Annotated in this window: 20 protein-coding genes and 1 tRNA gene; 10 read left to right on the top strand and 11 right to left on the bottom strand. The window is 60.2% G+C overall.

What is annotated here, in order from left to right:
* Nucleotides 1-68: 68 nt before the first annotated feature.
* Genes ACOYXI_RS03645 through phnE form a run of 4 tightly spaced genes read left to right on the top strand, consistent with a single transcriptional unit; the run spans nt 69 to nt 3,311 of the window.
* Nucleotides 69-932: a putative selenate ABC transporter substrate-binding protein gene (locus ACOYXI_RS03645; RefSeq protein WP_223008582.1), complete on the top strand. Its 864-nt coding sequence runs from the start codon at nt 69-71 to the stop codon at nt 930-932.
* Nucleotides 929-1,726, top strand: coding sequence for a phosphonate ABC transporter ATP-binding protein (locus ACOYXI_RS03640; RefSeq protein WP_282412947.1), 798 nt, complete (start codon nt 929-931; stop codon nt 1,724-1,726). Before ACOYXI_RS03645 ends, ACOYXI_RS03640 begins: the two co-directional genes overlap by 4 nt.
* Entirely contained in the window at nt 1,720-2,547 is an 828-nt protein-coding gene (locus ACOYXI_RS03635; protein ID WP_103485021.1) for a PhnE/PtxC family ABC transporter permease, read from the top strand. Before ACOYXI_RS03640 ends, ACOYXI_RS03635 begins: the two co-directional genes overlap by 7 nt.
* Nucleotides 2,544-3,311, top strand: coding sequence for a phosphonate ABC transporter, permease protein PhnE (gene phnE, locus ACOYXI_RS03630; RefSeq protein ID WP_461674329.1), 768 nt, complete (start codon nt 2,544-2,546; stop codon nt 3,309-3,311). Before ACOYXI_RS03635 ends, phnE begins: the two co-directional genes overlap by 4 nt.
* 10 nt (nt 3,312-3,321) lie before the next feature.
* On the opposite strand, the gene ACOYXI_RS03625 is transcribed toward phnE, so the two are convergent.
* Nucleotides 3,322-4,095, bottom strand: a complete 774-nt coding sequence (locus ACOYXI_RS03625) for an AraC family transcriptional regulator (protein WP_135295599.1) — start codon at nt 4,093-4,095, stop codon at nt 3,322-3,324.
* Nucleotides 4,096-4,295: 200 nt separating this feature from the next.
* On the opposite strand from ACOYXI_RS03625, the gene ACOYXI_RS03620 reads away from it, so the two are divergent.
* The 6 genes from ACOYXI_RS03620 (at nt 4,296) to ACOYXI_RS03595 (ending at nt 11,805) form a co-directional block, all read left to right on the top strand.
* Nucleotides 4,296-5,924, top strand: coding sequence for an APC family permease (locus tag ACOYXI_RS03620; protein ID WP_461674328.1), 1,629 nt, complete (start codon nt 4,296-4,298; stop codon nt 5,922-5,924).
* 21 nt (nt 5,925-5,945) lie between these two features.
* Nucleotides 5,946-6,872 (top strand): 4-hydroxyproline epimerase, encoded by a 927-nt coding sequence (locus ACOYXI_RS03615; protein ID WP_098968380.1) that lies wholly within the window; start codon nt 5,946-5,948, stop codon nt 6,870-6,872.
* A 50-nt stretch (nt 6,873-6,922) separates the two neighbouring features.
* On the top strand, nt 6,923-7,870 hold the full coding sequence (locus ACOYXI_RS03610; protein WP_041072540.1) for a dihydrodipicolinate synthase family protein: 948 nt from the start codon (nt 6,923-6,925) through the stop codon (nt 7,868-7,870).
* Between the two features lie 58 nt (nt 7,871-7,928).
* Nucleotides 7,929-9,506: an aldehyde dehydrogenase (NADP(+)) gene (locus ACOYXI_RS03605; protein ID WP_223008591.1), complete on the top strand. Its 1,578-nt coding sequence runs from the start codon at nt 7,929-7,931 to the stop codon at nt 9,504-9,506.
* A gap of 2 nt (nt 9,507-9,508) precedes the next feature.
* A complete protein-coding gene (locus tag ACOYXI_RS03600; protein ID WP_461674327.1) occupies nt 9,509-10,774 on the top strand; it encodes an NAD(P)/FAD-dependent oxidoreductase in 1,266 nt (421 codons plus the stop codon).
* A 68-nt stretch (nt 10,775-10,842) separates the two neighbouring features.
* Nucleotides 10,843-11,805, top strand: coding sequence for a Dyp-type peroxidase (locus tag ACOYXI_RS03595; RefSeq protein ID WP_135295593.1), 963 nt, complete (start codon nt 10,843-10,845; stop codon nt 11,803-11,805).
* A 27-nt stretch (nt 11,806-11,832) separates the two neighbouring features.
* On the opposite strand, the gene ACOYXI_RS03590 is transcribed toward ACOYXI_RS03595, so the two are convergent.
* The 10 genes from ACOYXI_RS03590 to ACOYXI_RS03545 form a co-directional block, all read right to left on the bottom strand.
* The gene (locus ACOYXI_RS03590; protein ID WP_003224378.1) at nt 11,833-13,821 is read right to left on the bottom strand and encodes a peptidase U32 family protein; all 1,989 of its coding nucleotides are present in this window, start codon (nt 13,819-13,821) and stop codon (nt 11,833-11,835) included.
* A 217-nt stretch (nt 13,822-14,038) separates the two neighbouring features.
* Nucleotides 14,039-14,419, bottom strand: a complete 381-nt coding sequence (locus ACOYXI_RS03585; RefSeq protein WP_135295591.1) for a RidA family protein — start codon at nt 14,417-14,419, stop codon at nt 14,039-14,041.
* Between the two features lie 173 nt (nt 14,420-14,592).
* Nucleotides 14,593-14,667, bottom strand: a tRNA-Gln gene (locus ACOYXI_RS03580).
* Nucleotides 14,668-14,804: 137 nt separating this feature from the next.
* Nucleotides 14,805-15,188, bottom strand: a complete 384-nt coding sequence (locus ACOYXI_RS03575) for a DUF1801 domain-containing protein (protein ID WP_210559176.1) — start codon at nt 15,186-15,188, stop codon at nt 14,805-14,807.
* 24 nt (nt 15,189-15,212) lie between these two features.
* On the bottom strand, nt 15,213-15,608 hold the full coding sequence (locus ACOYXI_RS03570) for a hypothetical protein (RefSeq protein ID WP_461674326.1): 396 nt from the start codon (nt 15,606-15,608) through the stop codon (nt 15,213-15,215).
* A 44-nt stretch (nt 15,609-15,652) separates the two neighbouring features.
* On the bottom strand, nt 15,653-16,315 hold the full coding sequence (locus tag ACOYXI_RS03565; protein WP_461674325.1) for an Imm43 family immunity protein: 663 nt from the start codon (nt 16,313-16,315) through the stop codon (nt 15,653-15,655).
* Nucleotides 16,291-16,905, bottom strand: coding sequence for an Imm43 family immunity protein (locus ACOYXI_RS03560; protein ID WP_461674324.1), 615 nt, complete (start codon nt 16,903-16,905; stop codon nt 16,291-16,293). The genes ACOYXI_RS03565 and ACOYXI_RS03560 overlap by 25 nt, the downstream gene beginning before the upstream one ends.
* Before the next feature lie 15 nt (nt 16,906-16,920).
* Nucleotides 16,921-21,627, bottom strand: a complete 4,707-nt coding sequence (locus tag ACOYXI_RS03555; protein ID WP_461674323.1) for an RHS repeat-associated core domain-containing protein — start codon at nt 21,625-21,627, stop codon at nt 16,921-16,923.
* A 117-nt stretch (nt 21,628-21,744) separates the two neighbouring features.
* Nucleotides 21,745-22,008 (bottom strand): PAAR domain-containing protein, encoded by a 264-nt coding sequence (locus tag ACOYXI_RS03550; RefSeq protein WP_096821618.1) that lies wholly within the window; start codon nt 22,006-22,008, stop codon nt 21,745-21,747.
* Between the two features lie 126 nt (nt 22,009-22,134).
* Nucleotides 22,135-22,323, bottom strand: a complete 189-nt coding sequence (locus ACOYXI_RS03545) for a DUF6360 family protein (protein ID WP_461674322.1) — start codon at nt 22,321-22,323, stop codon at nt 22,135-22,137.
* Between the last annotated feature and the right edge of the window lie 2 nt (nt 22,324-22,325).

Below are 22,325 nucleotides of genomic sequence, written 5' to 3'. Positions count from 1 at the left end.
TGAGCGTCCGCGCGCGACACCGCGCCCGGTGGCGCTTAGAATGCGACGCTCATGAAACGGAGATTTCCATGCTCAAACGAACCCTGGCACTGACTGCTGCTCTGGCCCTGTCTTTTTCTGCTCTGGTGGCGCATGCCGCCGATGTGTTGCGGGTCAGCGCGATTCCCGACGAAGCCCCGACCGAATTGCTGCGCAAGTTCGAGCCGCTCGGTGCGTACCTGGAGCAGCAGTTGGGCATGAAGGTGCAGTTCGTTCCCGTGGCCGACTATCCGGCGGTGGTTGAAGCGCTGGCGACCGACCGCCTCGACATGGCCTGGCTGGGCGGTTTCACCTTTGTTCAGGCACGCCTGAAGACCGACGCCACCACCCCGGTGATCCCGCTGGTGCAGCGCGAGCAGGATGCGCAGTTCACCAGCAAATTCATCACCGCCGACCCGAACGTCAAGAGCCTGGCCGACCTCAAGGGCAAAACCTTTGCCTTCGGCTCGGTGTCGTCCACCTCCGGCAGCCTGATGCCTCGTTATTTCATGCTGAAGAACGACAACATCAAGCCTGAAGCCTATTTCAGCCGCGTCGCCTACTCCGGCGCGCACGATGCCACCGTCGCCTGGGTTCAGGCCGGCAAGGTCGATGCCGGTGTCTTGAACGCCAGCGTCTGGCAGAAACTGGTGGACGCCGGCAAGGTCGATACCAGCAAGGTGCATGTGTTCGCCACCACCCCCGCTTACTTCGATTACAACTGGACCGTGCGTGGCACCCTCGACCCGGCGCTGGCGGCGAAGATCAAGAAAGCTTTCCTTGACCTCGACCCGGCCAACCCCGAGCAAAAGAAGATTCTTGATCTGCAGGCTGCCAGCCGCTTCATCGACACCAAGCCCGAAAACTACAAGGGTATCGAGGAAGCTGCTCGCGCTGCCGATCTGTTGAAATGACCCTGAGCCTCAAACAAGCCAAACTGCACCACGTCAACGGGGTCGATGCGCTACGCGGCGTCGACCTGCAGATTGGCGCGGGCGAACAGGTGGCGATCATCGGCCCGTCCGGCGCCGGAAAATCCAGTCTGCTGAACTTGCTGGCCACCGCGTTGCGCCCCAGCAGCGGCGAAATCGAGGTGCTGGGCGAACGTCCCTGGCACCTCTCCACTCGTCAACGGCAACGCCTGCGTGCGCGCATCGGCCTGGTGCATCAAGCCCCACCGCTGCCGCCGCGCCAGCGCGTGGTGACGGCGGTGCTGGCCGGTAAACTCGGCCAATGGAGTTTGGGCAAGAGCCTGCTGAATCTGCTGCATCCCACGGATATTCCCGGCGCCCGTGCGGCCCTCGCCCGCCTGGATCTGGGCGACAAACTCTTCGCTTACTGCCAGCAATTGTCCGGCGGCCAATTGCAGCGCGTAGGCATTGCCCGGGTGCTGTATCAGGCGCCGGAGATTCTGCTGGCGGACGAACCGGTGTCGGCGATGGACCCGGTGCTGGCCGGGCACACCCTGTCGATCCTCTCGCAGCATGCCCGGGCGCATAACGTCACGCTGGTGGCGAGCCTGCACGCGGTGGAACTGGCGCTGGCACACTTTCCGCGCATCATCGGTTTGCGCGATGGCCAGATCCTGTTCGACAGCCCGGCCGAACAGGTCAGCCGCGAGATGCTCGACACGCTGTACGTCAACGAGCAATTGCAAAGCCCGACAACGCCCAGTGCGCCGCTGATTGTGCAGATCCCGCGATGCTGAGGGCCGATTCACGCGACCCGGCCGCCGCGCCGCGATTACTGCTGACCCTGCTGGCACTTGCCCTGCTGTGGCCGGGCATCCAGCTCAGCGAACTGGACCTTGGCGTGCTGCTACACAGCGACAGCCAGACCGAAATGGGTCGTTTCATCTCCGGGTTCTGGCCACCGGCGCATGACCACGACTTTCTTCAGTTACTGTTCAAAGCCACTCTGCAAACACTGGCCATCGCCACCGCCGGCATGGCCCTGGCGCTGCTGCTGGCGGTACCGGCGAGCCTGATTGCCAGCCGCGCGCTGTCGTTGTCCGCCGCGTCCCGCGGCGGCATTCCCAGTCGGGTCGGGCGCTTGCTGCGCTGGCCGGTACGCGGGCTGCTGATCTTCTTGCGCAGCGTGCCGGAGATCGTCTGGGCACTGCTGTTTGTGCGTGCCGTGGGCCTAGGCCCGGCAGCCGGTGTGCTGGCGATCGCCATCACCTACAGCGGCATGCTCGGCAAGGTCTACGCGGAAATTTTCGAATCCACCGACCAACGCCCGGCGCACGCCTTGATGCAGGCCGGCAGCGGACGACTCGCGGCGTTTGCCTACGGGATTCTGCCGAATGTCGCGGCCGAGCTGCTGTCGTACACGGTGTATCGCTGGGAGTGCGCGATTCGTGCGTCGGTGGTGATGGGATTTGTCGGCGCCGGAGGCCTCGGCCAACAGATCGACCTATCATTGCGCATGTTCGCCAGCGGTGAAGTGGCGAGCATGTTGCTGACGTTCCTGATTCTGGTGCTCGGTGCCGACCAACTCAGCCGCCTGCTGCGCTGGAGGCTGACATGAATCGCCTGATCAATCTGTTGCTGATCGTCGGCATTGGCGTCGCGGTTATCGCCTCGTTCGGTTACCTCGAACTCGATCTCGGTGAACTCGGCAGCGCCACCAGCCTCAAGCAGATGGGTGCCTACGCGCAGCGCTTTCTCAGCCCGGACCTGAGCGCCACGCATTTGCAGGCGATCCTCAAGGGCTCGCTGGAAACCCTGGCCATGTCGGCCCTCGGCACCCTGCTCGCGGCGGTGTTCGGCATCCTCCTCGCGCTGCCCGCCGCCGGACGTTTCGGCTGGCCGCTGCAAAGCGCTTCGCGCCTGCTGCTCAACGGTCTGCGGGCGATTCCGGAACTGGTGTGGGCGGCACTGATGGTGCTCGCCGCCGGCCTCGGCCCGAACGCCGGCACCCTGGCGCTGGCCCTGCACACCACCGGCGTGCTCGGCCGGTTGTTCGCCGAAGCGCTGGAAAATACCCCGCCGGAACCGGCCGAAGCGATCCGCTTGCAGGGCGGCAACCCGGCGCTCGCCTTCTGCTATGGCACCCTGCCCAACCTCGCTCCGCAATTGCTCGCCTATTGCCTGTATCGCTGGGAAAACAACATTCGCATGGCCAGCGTGTTGGGCTTTGTCGGTGCCGGTGGTTTGGGGCAGATGCTGTATGTCAGCCTCAGCCTGTTTCAGGAAGCGCAGGCGAGCACGGTGATTCTGGCGATGCTGATTCTGGTGCTGGGCGTGGATTCGCTGAGTGCCTGGAGCCGGCAGCGTTGGGTCAAGGCCTGACGGGCAAGCCTCAGGGCGCTGTCGCCAAGCGATACTGGCGCGGGGTGAATCCGGTGGAAGCCTTGAACTGCCGGGTGAACGCGCTGTGGTCGGTATAACCGCACTGCAGCGCCACTTCGGTGATCGGCAAGTCGCCGTGCAACAGCCGATGCGCGTGCTCAAGACGGACTTTCTGGATCATCTGCCGCGGCGTGAGGTGGAACACGCGCTTGCAGTAGCGCTCCAGTTGCGCCACTGAAATCCCGGCGATGCGCGTCAGTTCGCTCAGGCTGACGCGGCTGGCGAAATTCGCCCGAATGTACTCGTCCACCGCCGCCAGCCGCTGATACGCCGGATGGGTTTCGCTGGCGGTTTGCAGGTCGACGGAAATTCCCGCCAGGCCAATGATCCGGTTGTCGCGATCGTACAGCGGACGCTTGTGGGTCAGGCACCAACCCGGTTCGCGGCTGCCGTACAGATGCAGCTCCAGCTGATCCTCCAACACAAACCCCTCTTCCAGCACGCGCCGATCCTGCTCGGTATAGCCCGGCCCCAATTGCGCCGGAAACACCTCGGCGCTGGTCTTGCCCAGCAGCGGTCGCAGGTCTTTCAAACCGCAGCGCTGCACCAAAGTCTGGTTGGCCATGACGTAACGCGCCTGCAGGTCCTTGATGAAGATCGCCGCGTTGGGAATCACATCCAGCATCGGTAACAGCAGCGCCATGCTGGCGAGCAGATCGTCGAGGCTTTGCGGTCGGCTCGCTTCGTTCTGCTGGCTCAGGATCGCAAACGCATTCTGCGTCATGACTGTCACTCCCCACGGTGCGCATTGGCTTGCGCGCAGATTGCCCGATGGCCGACAGCCTGTCGAGCCGGGCCTTTGACCTTGGCCATTGTGCTGATTTCGTCATCGTCACCGGCAAAAAACATCAATCGCGCATCGCCTGATGAGTTCACTGTAGCGCCACTGCACGCCCCTCCAACAACCAACAAGAAGGCGACGCTATGACAGGCCAAGGCAAGTTCAAGAAACAACTTTCATTGATAGACCTCACGTTCATCGGACTGGGGGCGATCTTCGGTTCGGGCTGGTTGTTCGCGGCCAGTCACGTGTCGGCCATCGCCGGCCCGGCAGGGATTTTTTCCTGGCTGCTCGGTGGTTTCGCCGTGTTGCTGCTGGGCATCGTCTACTGCGAACTGGGCGCCGCACTGCCCCGTGCCGGCGGTGTGGTGCGCTACCCGGTTTACTCCCACGGCCCGCTGCTTGGCTACCTGATGGGCTTCATCACGCTGATCGCGTTTTCCAGTCTGGTGGCGATCGAAGTGGTTGCCTCGCGGCAATATGCGGCAGCGTGGTTTCCCGAATTGACCAAGGCCGGTTCCAGCGACCCGACCGTGCTCGGCTGGTTCGTCCAGTTCGGGTTGTTGTGCCTGTTTTTCCTGCTCAATTACCGCAGCGTGAAGACCTTCGCCATGGCCAACAATCTGGTCAGCGTGTTCAAGTTCATCGTGCCGCTGCTGGTGATCGGCGTGCTGTTCACCTTCTTCAAACCAGCGAATTTCGCAGTGCATGGCTTTGCGCCGTTCGGTCTGTCCGGCATCGAAATGGCCGTGTCGGCCGGCGGGGTGATCTTCGCTTATCTGGGCCTGACGCCGATCATTTCCGTGGCCAGTGAAGTGAAGAACCCGCAACGCACGATCCCGATTGCGCTGATCCTGTCGGTGCTGCTGTCCACCGCGATTTACGTGTTGCTGCAAACCGCTTTCCTCGGCGGCATCCCGACCGAAATGCTCGCCAATGGCTGGGCCGGGGTCGCCAAGGAACTGGCCCTGCCGTACCGCGACATCGCCCTGGCACTGGGCATCGGCTGGCTAGCGTATCTGGTGGTGGCCGATGCGGTGATCTCGCCCAGCGGCTGCGGCAACATCTACATGAACGCCACGCCACGGGTGATCTATGGCTGGGCGCAGACCGGGACCTTCTTCAAGATCTTCACCCGCATCGATGAAAAATCCGGCATCCCGCGCCCGGCGCTGTGGCTGACCTTTGGCCTGTCGGTGTTCTGGACCCTGCCGTTCCCGTCGTGGGAAGCGCTGATCAACGTGGTCTCCGCCGCGCTGGTATTGAGCTATGCGGTGGCTCCGGTGACGGTGGCCGCACTGCGCCGCAACGCGCCGGACATGCCGCGTCCGTTCCGGGTCAAGGGCATGAGCGTCCTCGGGCCGCTGTCGTTCATCATCGCCGCGCTGATCGTCTACTGGTCGGGCTGGGGCACCGTGTCGTGGTTGCTCGGCCTGCAAATCCTGATGTTTGTCATCTACCTGCTGTGCGGGCGCATGGTACCGACCGCGCACCTGAATCTCGGCCAGCAAGTGCGCTCTTCAGCGTGGCTGATCGGCTTCTACGCGGTGACCATCGTCCTCTCCAAGCTCGGCAGTTTCGGTGGTATCGGCGTGCTCAGTCATCCGTTCGACACCGTGATCGTCGCGGTCTGCGCGCTGGCCATCTACTACTGGGGCGCGGCCACCGGCGTACCGGCACACCTGATTCGTCTGGAAACCGAGGACGACGAAAGCGAAGCCGCTGAATCCTCCACCCATTCGGCAACGGGCCAGCGCCCTGCTCACGCCTGACCTTCACTCAAGGGACGAACCATGAAACGACTGCACATCATCGATTCCCATACCGGCGGCGAACCCACGCGTCTGGTGATGAAGGGCTTCCCCGAGCTGCCCGGCAACAGCATGGCCGAGAAGCGCGATGCCTTGCGCGAAGGCCACGATCAATGGCGCCGCGCCTGCCTGCTGGAACCGCGTGGCAACGACGTACTGGTCGGCGCGCTGTATTGCGCGCCGGTGTCGCCGGACGCCACTTGCGGGGTGATTTTCTTCAACAACGCCGGATACCTCGGCATGTGCGGCCACGGCACCATCGGCCTGGTCAACTCGCTGCATTACCTGGGGCAGATCGAACCGGGCGTGCACAAGATCGACACCCCGGTCGGCCCGGTCAGCGCCACCCTGCACGAGGACGGCGCGGTGACCCTTGGCAACGTCCCCGCCTGGCGCTACCGCAAACAGGTGCCGGTCGATGTGCCCGGTTACGGTCGCGTGTCCGGCGATATCGCTTGGGGCGGCAACTGGTTTTTCCTGGTTTCCGAACACGGCCAGGACCTGCAGATGAGCAACGTCGAAGCCCTCACCGAGTACACCTGGGCGATGCTCAAGGCCCTGGAGGCCCAAGGCATCCACGGTGAGGACGGCGCGCTGATCGACCACGTCGAACTGTTTGCCGACGACGCCCACGCCGACAGCCGCAACTTCGTCATGTGCCCGGGGAAGGCCTACGACCGCTCGCCCTGCGGCACCGGCACCAGCGCCAAACTGGCCTGCCTGGCCGCCGACGGCAAACTCGCCGAAGGCCAGGTCTGGACGCAAGCGAGCATCACCGGCAGCCAGTTCGAAGGGCGCTTCGAATGGCAAGGCGAACGCGTACGCCCATTCATTACCGGCCGCGCCTACATGACCGCCGACGCCACCCTGCTGATCGACGAGCAGGATCCTTTCGCCTGGGGCATCTGAGTGCCCCGCTTTTCTAACGATCCGAATGAATGTCCCGAGGAGCTACAACAATGAGCGATAACATCTTCACTGGCTGCATTCCCGCGCTGATGACCCCGTGCACCGCCGCGCGTAAACCCGACTTCGACGCCCTGGTGGCCAAGGGGCGCGAGCTGATCGATATCGGCATGAGCGCAGTGGTTTACTGCGGCTCGATGGGCGACTGGCCGCTGCTGACCGAGGCCGAGCGTCAGGAAGGCGTAGCTCGTCTGGTGGCCGCCGGCGTACCGACCATCGTCGGCACTGGCGCGGTCAACAGCCGTGAAGCGGTGTCCCACGCTGCACATGCGGCGAAAGTCGGCGCCCATGGCCTGATGGTGATTCCGCGTGTCTTGTCCCGTGGTGCTTCGGCCACCGCGCAAAAAGCCCACTTCGCCGCGATCCTCAACGCCGCGCCGAACCTGCCGGCGGTGATCTACAACAGTCCCTACTACGGCTTCGCCACCCGCGCCGAGCTGTTCTTCGAACTGCGCCGTGAACACCCGAACCTGATCGGCTTCAAGGAGTTCGGCGGTGGCGCCGACTTGCGCTACGCCGCCGAAAACATCACCTCGCAGGACGATGCCGTGACCCTAATGGTCGGTGTCGATACCCAAGTGGTGCACGGTTTCGTCAACTGCAACGCCACCGGCGCGATCACCGGTATCGGCAACGCCCTGCCCCGCGAAGTGCTGCAACTGGTGGCGCTGAGCAAGCAAGCGGCCAAGGGCGATGCCAAGGCCCGACGTCTGGCGCGCGAACTGGAAGCGGCGCTGGCAGTGCTGTCGTCGTTCGACGAAGGCTGCGACCTGGTGCTCTATTACAAGCACCTGATGGTGCTCAACGGCGACCGCGAATACGCCTTGCACTTCAACGAAACCGACGCCTTGAGCGATGCCCAGCGCCGTTACGCCGAGACCCAGTACGCGCTGTTCCGCCAGTGGTACAAAAACTGGTCCGCCGAACAGAACCTCGCCTGATCGCAGTCCCTGCCCCGGTGTGATGCCGGGGCTTCACCTCTTTTATCAAGGAAGCGTCATGACTCTGACAGGCCACATGCTGATCGGCGGCCAAGCCATTGCCGGCAGCCGTGAAGCGATCCATGCGATCAACCCCGCCACCGACGCAGTGCTGGAACCGGCCTATGCCGGTGGCACTGCAGAACATGTCGAACAGGCCTGCGCACTGGCGTGGCAAGCGTTTGATCGTTATCGCGAGACCTCCCTGGAGGCGCGCGCCAAATTTCTCGAAACCATCGCCAATGAGATCGAAGCCCTTGGCGATGCGCTGATCGACCGTGCCGTGGCCGAAACCGGCCTGCCACGCGCCCGTATCCAGGGCGAACGCGGACGCACTTGCGGGCAACTGCGCACCTTTGCCCGCACCGTGCGTGCTGGCGAGTGGCTGGACGTTCGCGTCGATCAATCACAACCACAGCGCCAGCCGCTGCCACGTTCTGATTTGCGCCAGCGGCAGATCGCGCTGGGGCCAGTGGCCGTGTTCGGCGCCAGCAACTTTCCGCTGGCGTTCTCGGTGGCGGGCGGCGACACCGCTTCGGCATTGGCCGCCGGTTGCCCGGTGATCGTCAAGGCGCATAGCGCACATCCCGGCACCAGTGAACTGGTCGGCCAGGCGCTGGCTCGCGCGGTGAAAAAATGCGGTTTGCCTGAAGGCGTGTTTTCGCTGCTGTTCGGTTCGGGCAATGAAGTGGGCATTGCGTTGGTCAGCGATTGGCGCATCAAGGCTGCGGGCTTCACCGGCTCGCGCAGTGGCGGCCTCGCCCTGAGCCAAGCGGCGCAGGCACGGCCGGAGCCGATTCCGGTGTACGCGGAAATGAGCTCGATCAATCCGGTGCTGCTGTTTCCCGCAGCGCTTGCCGCTCGCGGTGAGGCGTTGGCGCAGGGTTTTGTCGCCTCGCTGACTCAGGGTGCCGGGCAGTTCTGTACCAATCCCGGGCTGGTCATCGCTCACCAAGGGCCGGCGCTGGACAGTTTCATCGCCACCGCCGCCGAAGGGGTCCAGCGCAGCCCGGCGCAGACCATGCTCACGCCGGGGATTTTCCGCGCCTATGCAAGCGCCGTCGCCGCGTTGGCCGAACATCCGCAGGCGCAACACGTGGCGAGCGGTCTAGCGGCTGAAGGCCCGAACCAGTGCCAGACGCAATTGTTCATGACTCAGGCGCAGGACTTCCTCGCCGACGCACGCCTGCAAGGTGAAATCTTTGGTGCCGCATCACTGTTCGTACAGTGCGCCAACGACGATGAAATCCGTCAGGTCTGCGAACACCTCGAAGGCCAGTTGACCGCCACCCTGCACCTGGATGACGCCGATCTGGATCAAGCCCGGGCCTTGTTGCCGACACTGGAACGCAAGGCCGGACGTCTGCTGGTCAACGGCTGGCCGACGGGGGTCGAGGTGTGTGACGCGATGGTGCATGGCGGGCCGTTCCCGGCCACCTCGGATTCGCGCAGCACCTCGGTCGGTACGGCGGCGATCCTGCGTTTCCTGCGTCCGGTGTGTTATCAGGATTTTCCCGACAGCCTGCTGCCGCCGCCGCTGAAACAGGCGAATCCGCTGCAGTTACGACGCTTGCTCGACGGCCAGAGGGAAGCCTGAACATGCCTGACAACCTCACAGCGGACAACGCCGATATCGCGGTGATCGGCGCCGGCATCATCGGTGTCGCCTGCGCCCTGCAACTGGCACGTCAGGGTAAACGGGTGGTGGTCATCGACAAGCAGCCGCCCGGTCATGGCGCCTCGTTCGGCAACGCCGGGCATCTGGCCACCGAGCAGGTGTTTCCGATTGCCGATGCGTCAATCCTCAAGCGCCTGCCGGCAATGCTGATGGACCCGATGGGACCGCTGCGCCTGGACTGGAAGTACCTGCCACGCGCCGTGCCGTGGTTCAGCCGATTACTGCTGAACCTGCGCCCGGCGCCGTTTCAGCGCACCGTGGCCGGTTTGCGCGCGCTCAACGAAAGCAGCCTCGACGCGTGGCAGCGCTTGCTGCACAGCATCGCCCGCCCCGACCTGCTCAAGGAGGACGGCTCGCTGCTGGTGTTCGAGCGCGCCGAGTCGCAGCCAGCCATCGAAGCCTTGCAGGCGCGCATGCGTCAACAGCAGGTGCCGGTGGATTTCTGGTCGGCCAACGCCGTAAGGGAGCGCGCGCCGCAGCTCAGCGAACAGATTCAGGGCGGATTGTTCTACCCGCGCACCGGGCATTTTCTCGATCCGTATCAGGTGGTGTGTGAACTGGTGAGTGCGGCGAAAACGGCCGGCGTGCAGTTCATTCAGCAGGAGGTTCGGGGTGGCCAGTTGCAGGAACATGGCGTGTCGTTGCTCACCGATCAGGGGCGTTTCAGCGCGCGGCAGGTGCTGATCGCCTGTGGTGCGCACTCGGCGAAGCTGACTGCCGCGCTGACCGGCAAGCAGGTGCCGCTGGACACCGAGCGCGGCTATCACCTCATGTTGCCGCACGAGCACGGGCGCCTGCCGTTTGCGGTGACGTCACTGGAGCGCAAGTTCATCATGACGCCAATGACCTGCGGTCTGCGCCTGGCCGGTACCGTGGAGTTCGCCGGCCTGCAGCGCCCGCCGTTCATGGAGCGCGCCTGGCAACTGCATCGCTTGAGCAAGGGCTTGTTCCGCCATGATTTGAACGCTGAAGACGCGACGCCGTGGATGGGCTTTCGTCCGTCGCTGCCGGACTCGCTGCCGGTCATCGACCAGGTTTGCGACGGCAAGGTGCTGCTCGCCTTCGGTCATCAGCATCTGGGGCTGACGCAGGCGGCGGTGACTGCTGAGATGATTGCTCAGTTGGCGTCACCCTCGACCAATGTCGGCGTGCCGACGATGGATGCCTATCGACTGGGTCGCTTCTGAGATATCGATGAAACGTTTTTGGTTTCATACTGAGCGCCGACCTTGGCCCCGCGCATATGGAACCGACGATGACCTCAGCAATGGATACCCCCGAGCCGCAAGCGATCTGCAACCCCATCACCAGCAGCGCGATCTTCATCGTCGCCACGTTGCTGCCCGGGAACGACGCCGCCAGTCAGGTGCGCGGCTGGTGCGGCGACATCGCCGCCCTCACCCGTTCGGTCGGCAAACGTGTGCCCAACGGCAACCTGTCGTGTGTCTGCGGGTTCAGCGCCAGCGCCTGGGACTCGCTGTTCGGCAGCCCGCGCCCGGCCTCGCTGCATCCGTTTCGTGAGTTCGGCGTCGAGGGCCGTCGTGCCGTCGCAACGCCGGGCGACATCCTGCTGCACATCCGTGCCGACCAGATGGACCTGTGTTTCGAACTGGCAACCCAGTTGTGCAGCGCACTCAATGGCGCGATCACCGTGGTGGATGAGGTGCAGGGGTTCCGCTACTTCGACATGCGCAGCATCATCGGTTTCGTCGATGGCACCGAGAACCCGGTGGGCCGCAAGGCAGACCACTTCACCCTGATCGGCAACGAAGACCCGGCGTTCGAATCCGGCAGTTATGTGCTGGTGCAGAAGTACCTGCACAAGATGGAGGCGTGGAATGCGCTGAGCGTGGAGGCTCAGGAGAAGGTGATCGGCCGCACCAAGCTGGCCGACATCGAACTCGGTGAAGAGGTGAAACCGAGCAACTCCCACAGCGCCCTGACCACCATCACCAAGGACGGTCAGGAGCAGAAGATCCTGCGCGACAACATGCCGTTCGGTCGTCCGGGGGTTGGCGAGTTCGGCACCTATTTCATCGGTTACGCGCGCTCGCCGGAACCGATCGAGCAGATGCTGGAGAATATGTTTGTCGGCAAACCCGTCGGCAACTACGACCGTTTGCTGGACTTCAGCACGGCAGTCACCGGGGGGCTGTTCTTTGTGCCGTCAGCCGACTTGCTCGAAGACCTCGCGGAGCGCGAGCCCGAGCAGGCGTGACACCGTAGCGCCACGCCCGCCCGTCACTCAGTGTGGCGCGCGCGGGATGGTTTTCAGCAGGTCTTCCGGGCTGATGTGGCCGACCACACTGCCCGGTTGCGGCATGTTGAGGATGTGGCCTTTCATCTTGCCGATGATGTGCATCTCGCACGGCTTGCAGTCGAACTTCAGGGTCAGCACTTCGTCGCCGTGAATCAGCTGCATCGGTGCGACCTTGGTGCGCACACCGGTCACGCCCTTGGCCTGTTTCGGGCACAGGTTGAACGAGAAACGCAGGCAGTGCTTGGTGATCATCACCGGCACTTCACCGGCCTCTTCGTGCGCCTCGTAGGCCGCATCGATCAGCTTCACGCCATGACGGTGATAGAAGTCGCGCGCCTTCTGGTTGTAGACGTTGGCCAGGAACGACAGGTGCGACTCCGGGTACACCGGCGGCGGCGTGGTTTCGGCCTTGCGGCTGCCACGCGGATGCGCCGCGACACGGGCGGCGGTCAGGGCTTCGATCACTTCACGGCGCAAGGCCTTGAGCTGCGAGTTCGGAATGAAAAACGCCTGCGGTGCATCAAGTTTGATGTCGGTGGCGTGGTACTGAGTGGTACCGAGCTGACCGAGCAGATCCTGCAATTGCTCCAGCGCCTGCTCCGGTTTGTTGGCCACACCGAACGGGCCGTTCAGAGTCACACTGGCGCTGATCCCCTCTTCACTGGTCGCAGTCACTTCCAGCTGTTCTTCACGCAGGCGTGCAACCCAGCTCAATGCGACACGACGCTCGGCAGAGGTCTTCTGCAGAGCCTGTTGCCAGTTGTGGTCGAGGTTGCGGTTCAGCGGATGATTCGGCCGCAGCTTGTACAGGCCTTCGGGCATTTCGTTCGGCTCGACGCGGTAGCGATAGCGCTTCTCGCCGTCTTCTTCGAACTCGCCCTTTGGCTCGGCGATGTTGGCGCGGAAACCCACGACTTCACGCTTGACCAGCACGTTGAGGCCATCGCCGTTGGACAGCGGTTCCTGCGTCACCACCTGCATGTCACGCTTGCCGACTTTCTCGACGGTGCCCACTGGCAGACCGGTGAAGGTCGGCGAGTCGAACGCGCCGATGTCGATCTTGCGATCGGTGACAAAGTAGTCGGTGCTGCCACGGTGGAAGGTCTTTTCCGGGTCCGGCAGGAAGAAGTGCGCGGTACGGCCGCTGGAAGCGCGGGCCAGGTCCGGGCGGTCTTCGAGCACGTCGTCGAGGCGCTGGCGGTAATAGGCGGTGATGTTCTTCACATAGCCCATGTCCTTGTAGCGACCTTCGATCTTGAACGAACGCACACCGGCCTCGACCAGCGCGCGGATGTTGGCGCTCTGGTTGTTGTCCTTCATCGACAGCAGGTGTTTTTCGTAGGCGATCACCCCACCCTTTTCGTCTTTGAGGGTGTACGGCAAACGGCAGGCCTGCGAGCAGTCGCCACGGTTGGCGCTGCGCCCGGTCTGCGCGTGGGAGATGTTGCACTGCCCGGAGAACGCCACGCACAGTGCGCCGTGGATGAAGAATTCGATGGCGGCATCGGTTTCGTCGGCGATGGCGCGGATTTCTTTGAGGTTCAGCTCGCGGGCCAGTACCAGCTGCGAGAAACCGGCCTGATCAAGGAACTTCGCCCGCTCCAGCGTGCGGATGTCAGTCTGGGTACTGGCATGCAGCTCGATCGGCGGGATGTCCAGTTCCATCACGCCCAGATCCTGGACGATCAGCGCGTCGACACCGGCGTCGTACAACTGGTGGATCAGCTTGCGCGCCGGCTCCAGTTCGTTGTCGTGCAGGATGGTGTTGATGGTGGTGAAAATGCGCGCGTGATAACGGCGGGCAAACTCCACCAGCTCGGCGATTTCGCTCACCTCGTTGCAGGCGTTGTGGCGCGCGCCGAAGCTCGGGCCACCGATGTACACGGCATCGGCGCCGTGCAGGATCGCCTCGCGGGCAATCGCCACGTCACGGGCGGGGCTGAGCAATTCCAGATGATGCTTGGGCAAGGACATAGTTTTTTTAGTCAGGCTGTCACGGTTAAGGCGCGCATTGTAGCCGCGAAACGCCCGAGCGGCACGCCTGTGCTGCCAAGTGGCAGATGACCTCGCTCCAATCCGACACGAGAGTCTCCTGTAGGAGTGAGCCTGCTCGCGATGATGGTGGCACAGTCAACGTTGATGGTGGCTGATTTACCGCTATCGCGAGCAGGCTCACTCCTACAGGGGGCGGTCAGGCCTTGGCGGCCATTGCGGTGACTTCCACGCGCATGCCTTCCACCGCCAGCGACGCCACGCCCACAGCGGCGCGCACCGGCCATGGTTTGGCGAAGAAGCGCTTGTAGACTTCGTTGAACGCCGCACGATCGGCCATGTCGGTGAGGTAGATGGTCAGGTGCATGACCCGATCCATCGAACTGCCGGCCCGCTCCAGCGCCACTTTCAGCGCCTGCAGGGTGCATTCGCTTTGCAGGGTGATGTCGCCCAGCTCCAGACTGCCGTCGGCGCGGGTCGGGATCTGGGTCGAAACCAGAATGCCGTTGAAACCGACGATGTCGGAGGAAATCGAATCTGCATCCGGATCAGGGGTGAAGCTGAGGTCTTGATTAGCCATGAAAGTCTCTTGTCTGGAGAGATTGAGGGTCGCCGGCCAACAACCCGCCGGGACTTTCGCGCGGGCAGTTTACATCAGTCCCCCGCTCCGGCTCAGGCAACTGTCAGCCCCCAGCCACAAATCGCGCGCATAAAAAAACGCCAGCCCTTTCGGACTGGCGTTTTTTCTGAATATGGCAGGGGCGGCTGGATTCGAACCAACGCATGGCAGGATCAAAACCTGCTGCCTTACCGCTTGGCGACGCCCCTGTATCTCAAGCTCTGTAACAAGCTCTGCGAGAATGGGCCGCAATTTACCAACCTTTTTTTGATTTGGGAAGCCCTGAGTGCAAAAAAATTTGTTTTAAAACAGCCAGTTATTTCTGAGCCGAGGCAAACGGCACGATTCACTTCGACAAATTCAGCGCAATCGCCTCGCGAATCAGCGCTTGCAAGGCCTGTTCATCGACCTTGTCGCCCTCATGAAAATCAATCGCCCGGCGGGTGTTGCCCTCAAGGCTGGCGTTGAACAATCCCGCAGGATCAGCCAGCGCCGCGCCCTTGGCGAAGGTCATCTTCACCGCCGCCTTGTAGGTCTCCCCGGTGCAAATGATCCCGCCCCGCGACCACACCGGAACGCCGCGCCACTTCCACTCCTCCACCACCTCGGGATCGGCCTGGTGCATGACCTTGCGAATCTCGCCGAGGACGGCACCACGCCAATCGGCCAGTTCGGCGATTCGAGCGTCGATGAGTGCCGAGGCGTCGGTGGGTGGTATTTCGGATTTCATGGCAAGTGTTCTCTTCGATGTGGTTTACAAGCCGATTTGCTTGAGCCCCTCACGCATCCCTTGATCCGCTTGCTCGCACCATTGCTTGAGGCTCAGATCCGGCGGCAGGTTGCCTTCCAGGCTCTTGTATTGACCGTCGGCCAACACTTCGCCCTTGCGACCGAGACCTTCGTTCTTGTCGCCATCGGCCTTGTCGAACTCGCCCGGCATATTCGCAACGAACGCCACCATCTTGTTGGCGTTTTCAGTGCTATCCGCTTTCAGGTAGCCCTTGTCGACGCAATGCTTGATCAGGCCCGACATGTTGCGACCGCTGTCATACATGCTTTTCAGGGTAGCGGGATCTGGTGCTTCTGCGCGTGCCAGGGTGGAGAGGCCGAAAGTGGCAGTCAGTGCGAGGATCAAAGAAGTGGCTTTCATAGTTATTCCTTTAATATTAGAGCGATTTAAGTTCCATCATGGCTTCAGATTCTTCTGACCCCTGACCATCGAACGGTGTCTATCGGATTAAACTCAATACCTTTGAACCCCTCCGCCAACCTTTTAAATACTTCAGAGCAGACCAGACTGCCACTACCAGAAATCATTCGTTTATATTTGAATAGATCCAACTTCCATTCATCAGGAAAAACCAGCTTCTCAAACCTGACAGGCCTGCCATTCTCCTCTACGAATATTGAACGCGGATCACTGTTAGCCCGCACGTCCAACTCATCAAACAACACAGCGTGGTAATCTTTTTTTGAGATCCTCTCACCCGCTCCTGACAGAACCTTGATTCTCACGCTATCGATAATATCGACTTCAACCTGGCGACAGGCAGCCAGAAACGCGTCACTTACGACATAAAAAAACTTCGAAACGCTACGGATATCGAAGTCATAAAATTTTTCCCTGGATATAAGAACCATGCCCTCTGGAAAAGGAGTGCGTGGCCCGGGCCTACCTCTTTCTGCATACCAGGGGAAAAAGCCAAACTCCACACCTTTTGTATCCGCATAGAATTTATCAAAAAGGTCGGCATATAAAATACCTGCCGGGCAACCCGGCTCTTCTTTTTGAGACAGAACATAATAATTCATCGCATTGCAACCAGCCACGTTCAAATGGGTTTGATAGCCGACCAAGTCACATTTTCCAGTGGCGTAAAACCAACCCCTTTAATACCGCTCGCAAGCTCCTTGAATTCACTCGAGCAAATAAGCGTATTACTTCCTGAAATCAGTCCTTTGAATTTAAACAGATGACGTTTGAAGCCAGGAGGCAATACTAATTTCTTGAATCTGAAAATCAATCCATCTTCTTCTATAAAGGTAGAAGCAGCATCTGTCTGCGAGCGCGCATCCAACTCTTCAAAAAGTACAGCATTGTAATTTTTTGTCGAGATCCTTTGCCCTTGTCTGGAAACGACCTGAATGGCAACGGCATCGGTAACGCTTACATCTAAATCACTGCAGATAGACATGAAGTCGTCGCTGACTATGTAAAATCGCGCCACGCTCCTAATATCAAAATCATAGAATTTATCTTTAGAAATCAGCACCATCCCTTCAGGATAGGGTGTGTGTGTTTTGTAATGGATCTTCTCCGCATACCACGAAAAAAAACCATGCTCGACATCTTTGGTATCCGAGTAAAACTTATCGTAAAGATCCGCTTGCAAGAAGCCAGTCGGGCAACCAGGTTCTTCCTTTTGAGAAAGCACATAAAATTCCATATCAACTCTCCCTGCTTATCGAAGTCGGCGTTGTTTGGTGCCGGGTACTGAAAGACTTGCTCTCAATCTTGTCTGAATCGAAGATATCTGAGCGCGCGCCTGCGCTTCGTCGATGACACCCGCCTCATATTTGGTTCTGACAGTCGTCACCATGTTATCAACCATCGGGCTATAGACCTTACCATGCGAACCACAATGGTAAAAAACACGCTTGGTTTTCTTCGCCTGATCCGCACTGTCAGGCATCAGTAACCCGTTTGCCTTTTTATCGCGGTCTGCGCCCATTCCGATATCCGAGAAGAAGCTGGCTTGCCTTCCCCATACCTCCTCAGGGATGAGGTGATGCGCCTGCATTTTGTCATGGGTTGTGCCGCCGAGCGCTCGATTGAGAGCAGTACTGCATAATCCGTTCGGGTCGACCCACTGCGTCGGGCTGACCGCATACTGATAGAAATTGATCCCCCCGGCGTAGCTGATCGGATCGCGAGAAATGAAGCGGCCGACCTCCGGATCATAGTATCGATGCCGGTTGTAATGCAGACCGGTCTCGTGGTCGTGGTACTGCCCCATAAAGCGGATCGGGTTAGTCAGCCCCTGTTGATGAGCCGCGGGCGAAAGTTGCTCGATCGCACTGCCCCACGCTTTATATTGTGCACTCCACGCCATATCACCTTGCTGGTCGGTAAGCTCCTGCGGTGTGCCGAGGTGGTCACACTGGTACCACGCGATGTCGTCAAAGGCGTGAGCTATCGGCTTGTGATTCCACAGTGGGTCATCTTCCTGAGCGTAGACATCATCATAGGTTGGTTGATTGGCAAGACTGATCGGCCGGTGACTCAATGCCTGTGCCACAGGCACAAATGTCGCCGGCTCGAACACATAATGAACAGTGCGCCCCGTATCACCATCGTGTTGTGCCGGGCTGCTCTCCCACGCCAGGTTGTCACCGTCCCAGCCAAACAGCGTGAAGCCGCAGCCGAATTCGCGCTGTTTGCGGGCATGCTCATTGCGGTTCCAGAGCGAACCGGCTTCTGGACGCTGTTTGTAATGAGCGCTGGAGTTCTTATGCAGTCGGCGACCGAGCGGGTCGTACGCATAATCGACTGCCAGACGGTCGTCTTCGAAATGCACCAGACGATCAAACAGATCCCATCGCATCTGACTATGACGGCCGTTATGCCAACGTTTGATCAGGTTTCCACGCGCGTCGTATTCATATTGCGCCCCGGCGTACTCACGCAACAGGTTGTCGATAAGTTTGCTGCGCGGCGGTGCAAGGTCCAGCGGCCTGATGACCTCAAAAGACTTGTCATCCAGAAGATTGCCGGCCGGGTCAAATGCGAAAGTTTCCACGCCAAGCCGGGAAACAGCACCGATCAGCCGACCGACCGGATCGTAACGATAGGACAACGAGCCCCGGCGACTGTCATGGACATCGTTCAGCTGACCCGCTGCGTCATATTTATAGTCTCGTTTGAGCAGCACCGTTCTATCGTCACTGCGCCCCAGCAATTGCTCATGCAGCCGACCTGCCGGATCCCACTTCTGGGTCTGTAACAGGCGATTGCCCTGATGCCGCGCCACTTCACGATGTAAATCGTCGCGCTCGTACCCGATCAGTTCATGCTCATCCAGACGCATTCCCAGCAAATGCCCACTGCCATAGGTGAGCCAGCTGACGCGATGCCCGTCAGGGCGAATGGTCGCGACTCGCTGGTTAAGCACGTCGTACTCATGCTGCCAAACCGCTACTTTCGGCTTTTCCAACTGCAGATAGTGTTGATGTTCACGCAACAGGTTGCCGGCCGGATCATGGAACCATTGGAGGCGGCTATCGGAATTGCTTGCAAAAATCAGGTGACCGTTGCCGTCATAGGCAAAAGTCTCGCTCTGCTGCTGATCGCCCAGGGTGGCCCGACGCTCAATCACACGGTTCATCGGATCGTAACGCAGCTCGATGCACCGCTCCCCGTTGTACATTCTGACCAGGCGACCGGATTCCGGCTCATACACATAACGAGTGGAACGGCCATCGAAACCGTTTTCTTCGAGCAGCCGGCCGATCGGGTCATAGGTGAAGTGCGCACGGCGTTCGTTTTCGTTTTCCAGGGCGACCAGACGGCCAAGTTTGTCCCAGCGATAACGGACAGCATGCTCCAGCGCATCAACCCGTTCGGCAATCAATCCCGCGACGGTATAACTCCAGGTAGTGCAACGATCCAGACCATCAACGTGAGCCAGCAGGCGTCCCTCGGCATCCCGTTCGAAACGCTCCTCGGTCTTGTCCGGATGCTTGATCAGCACGAGTTGACCGGCCTTGTACTGGTATTCGGTGTTTTGTCCGGCGGCGTCTGTGAAACAGACCATTTGCCCTCGTTCGTTGTATTCCCACGCACTGGTCTTGCCTGAACAGTCGACGTACTCCACCAGTTGTCCGGCGCTGTTGTAGTCCAGTTTTTTTTCATTGCCGTTGGCATCTTTAACGGCGACTAGCAGGTTCGTTGGGCTGTAGGCGTACTCGGTCTTGTTGCCCAGGGGATCGACGCTCTCGACAAGATTGCCGGTCTCGTCATAAGCCCTCAGCCACTGGCCGCCCTCGGCATCGCTGATCTTGATCAGTTGGTCGAGATCGTCGTACGCATAGTGCACCACCGTGTCATCGGCGCGAATGTGCTCGAGAAGATTGCTCCGCTCATCGTAGCTGTAGCGTTCAGAACGGCCATCGGCGCGAACGTGGCGAATGACGTTCTTGGCGTCATCACGGAAGAACCAATCGGAACGGTCATCGGCGTGGCGGATGCGGTAGGTATAACCAAGGCTGTCAAAGTAGTGCCAGGTTTCGTGACCGAGCGCGTCTGTGACATACACCAGACGAATGTTTTCATCCCATTCCAGACGCGTGTCGAAACTGCCGTCATCAGCCCATTCGCGAATAGCCTTGGCGTCGGCACCGTCGCCTTGCCACTGCAAATTCATACCTCGGCCAGTGCGGTCGGTGTAACGGGTGATCAGGTGATGTTGATACTGATAACTCCAGGCCGCCCCATTTTCATCCTGGGCCTGAACCAGATCGCCTGCCGGACTGTAAACATAGGCGCAGAGTTGACGCAAAGGTTCACCGTCACGAATTTCCCAGAGGCCGGTCAAACGCCCGTGCTCGTCAATCATCGTGCCGAGATGCAGATGCACCTTGCTCGGATCGCCCTCATACGTAATCAGGTCAGACAGAACTGTCCGGTCACCCTGCTGGTGCTCGTAATGCAGCATGAGGCCGGCGCCACTTCGCAACTCCACACCGACCAGCAAAAACTGTTGACCACGACGTATATAGGTTTCCTTGCGTTCGAAGCCACGGCAGAGCAAAAGCTTGTCGTCACTGACCCGAACAACGGTGAGATTTTCAATCGCGTCGTAATGGAACAGCTCGACTTTCGGCAACGGATAGTCATGGCTGCGCCCGTCCGCATCATGGAACTGCAAGGCGCCGTCGACGAGGTCAAAGCGTGTGGTGAATGAAGTAATCCATCGTGCCCCGAGATCACCCTTGTCATAGGCCTGCAGGTCCGAACTGTAGATACGCGTCCACTCGATCGGAAATGGCCCGGTCAGGTTGAAGTCCGTGTGAGCGATACTTTCGGAACCGACCGCAAAGCTGATGCTGTCGCAAGTCCCGGGACAGGTACCATTTTTTTCCGCGTTGGGTTTCTTCTTCGCCGGTACTTCGGTTTTCCTGACTTCAGTTCGGCCCTCGCCCGCCCGGTGTCTGGCTTGGCTCGTACCCCCCACCTTGACGTGGCCCGCGACACCACGCTTGTTGCGCAGATGCCAGGCTTCCACAGCCTTGGCCAATACAATCAAGAGCGCCCCGATAGAAAACGCCATGTTCGGATCACTGAGCTTTTTTAACTGGGCCCGTAACTCCGGCCCCATGGCCACCAGGATTTTTGTCTGATCGTGGACAAGTTTCCTGGCTTCCCGAGGCAACAAGTGCTTGGCAGCACTATTGACTACGCCCTTTCCGGCCGCTTTATAAACATCGTAGACGGCATCAAAAATATTGCTGATAGCCTTGCTGGGGTCATGCAGGAGCTGTCCTCCCACACCGTCGATTTTTTTCCCTGCGCGCTTGAGGTCACTGTCCGCATCAAGATTAGCGTCTACAACCGCGTTCAACCCCGTGGCAATCTGCTTGAGGAACTCCTCCCCCTTTTGCCCGGCCTTATCCAGCAAATCCGGCAAGGCGGATTGGGCTGTCTTAACGAAATGATCAATCTCGCCAACTATCGTCGCATTCAAGTGGCCGGCAATCACGTTGATCAACGCGTCGCCCAAGAGCGCCTTGCCAGCGACCTTCATTTCCTGTCTGACCAGGTAAAGCGTCGGTCGCAGGCTCATGCGAGCGGCAGCCATATTCGCCGGTACGGGGATTACACCGATAAGGTCGATGCCAAGGCTGACCCAATCCAGCGGATCACGCTTTTCACTCCGCGATAAAACAGCGATGTCGTTCAAGACATCGACCAGCGCCATGATGTTGCCGACAACCGGCAGGGCTCCGGCGAAATACTTGATGCGCTCGAGGGTGACGTAACCGCCACTGACTTCTTGCAGCCAGGCATCGAATTTCGCCGCATCGCGCCCGACATCCGCTACTTGAATCTGATTAAGCGGTACAACAGCAACCTGGGATTCTCGTTTTACCGCAGCAGTTTCAGTCGTCATGACAAGATCCAACGGGCCCGGGGATTCTTCGGGTAGTTAGTGAAGGCGCAGACCTCTGATGACCGGGCGAACAACGCCACGGATCGGAGATCCGGTTCCCTATCGAAATTCAGTGATTCAGCTGACAACCGCCCCTTTCGGGCCGCTGGCAATCAACGCGGCACCGCAGGCGGTTTTCATGCCGTCGAGCGCGATGGGCACGCCGTCGACGGTGTAGGTGCTGCTGCCCTCGGCAATCGGAAAAATCCCCTTGCACAACGGGCAACTTACCTTGTGACCGACCCCGGCAATCGGTTTGCCGTTGAGGTCGGTCCGGGAGAACGCTTCGAGGACTTTGCCACCGTGAGTGGTGGAGTCGCCCAAGCGAATGGCGTCTTTCATGTTGTCACTCCTTTGACTTGCGAGCAGGCTCAGAACCGTTCAAAGCTCAATCCCGCTGCGTGATCAGCACATCTACCATCCAGAGCACCATCACGGTGCCGAGGCACGCGCACAGGTCACGCACAGTCAGTCCGAGAGACGACTGGCAAATTTGCGAAGCACCTCTGCAAGCTCCAACGCTTCTGATTCGGATAACTCAACCGGATCGTCGTGCTCAGTTATTGCCTTGATCTGAATAGACGTTTCCTGCTCTATCCATACGCGAATGGTTTTATCACTGTTCTCAAAATAATCTTGTCCTTCTTCGCCTTGCATCT

Source organism: Pseudomonas sp. G3-19 (assembly GCF_054855875.1).
Note: the sequence above shows the minus strand (reverse complement) of the source record. Positions and strands in the feature narration are given on the sequence as shown.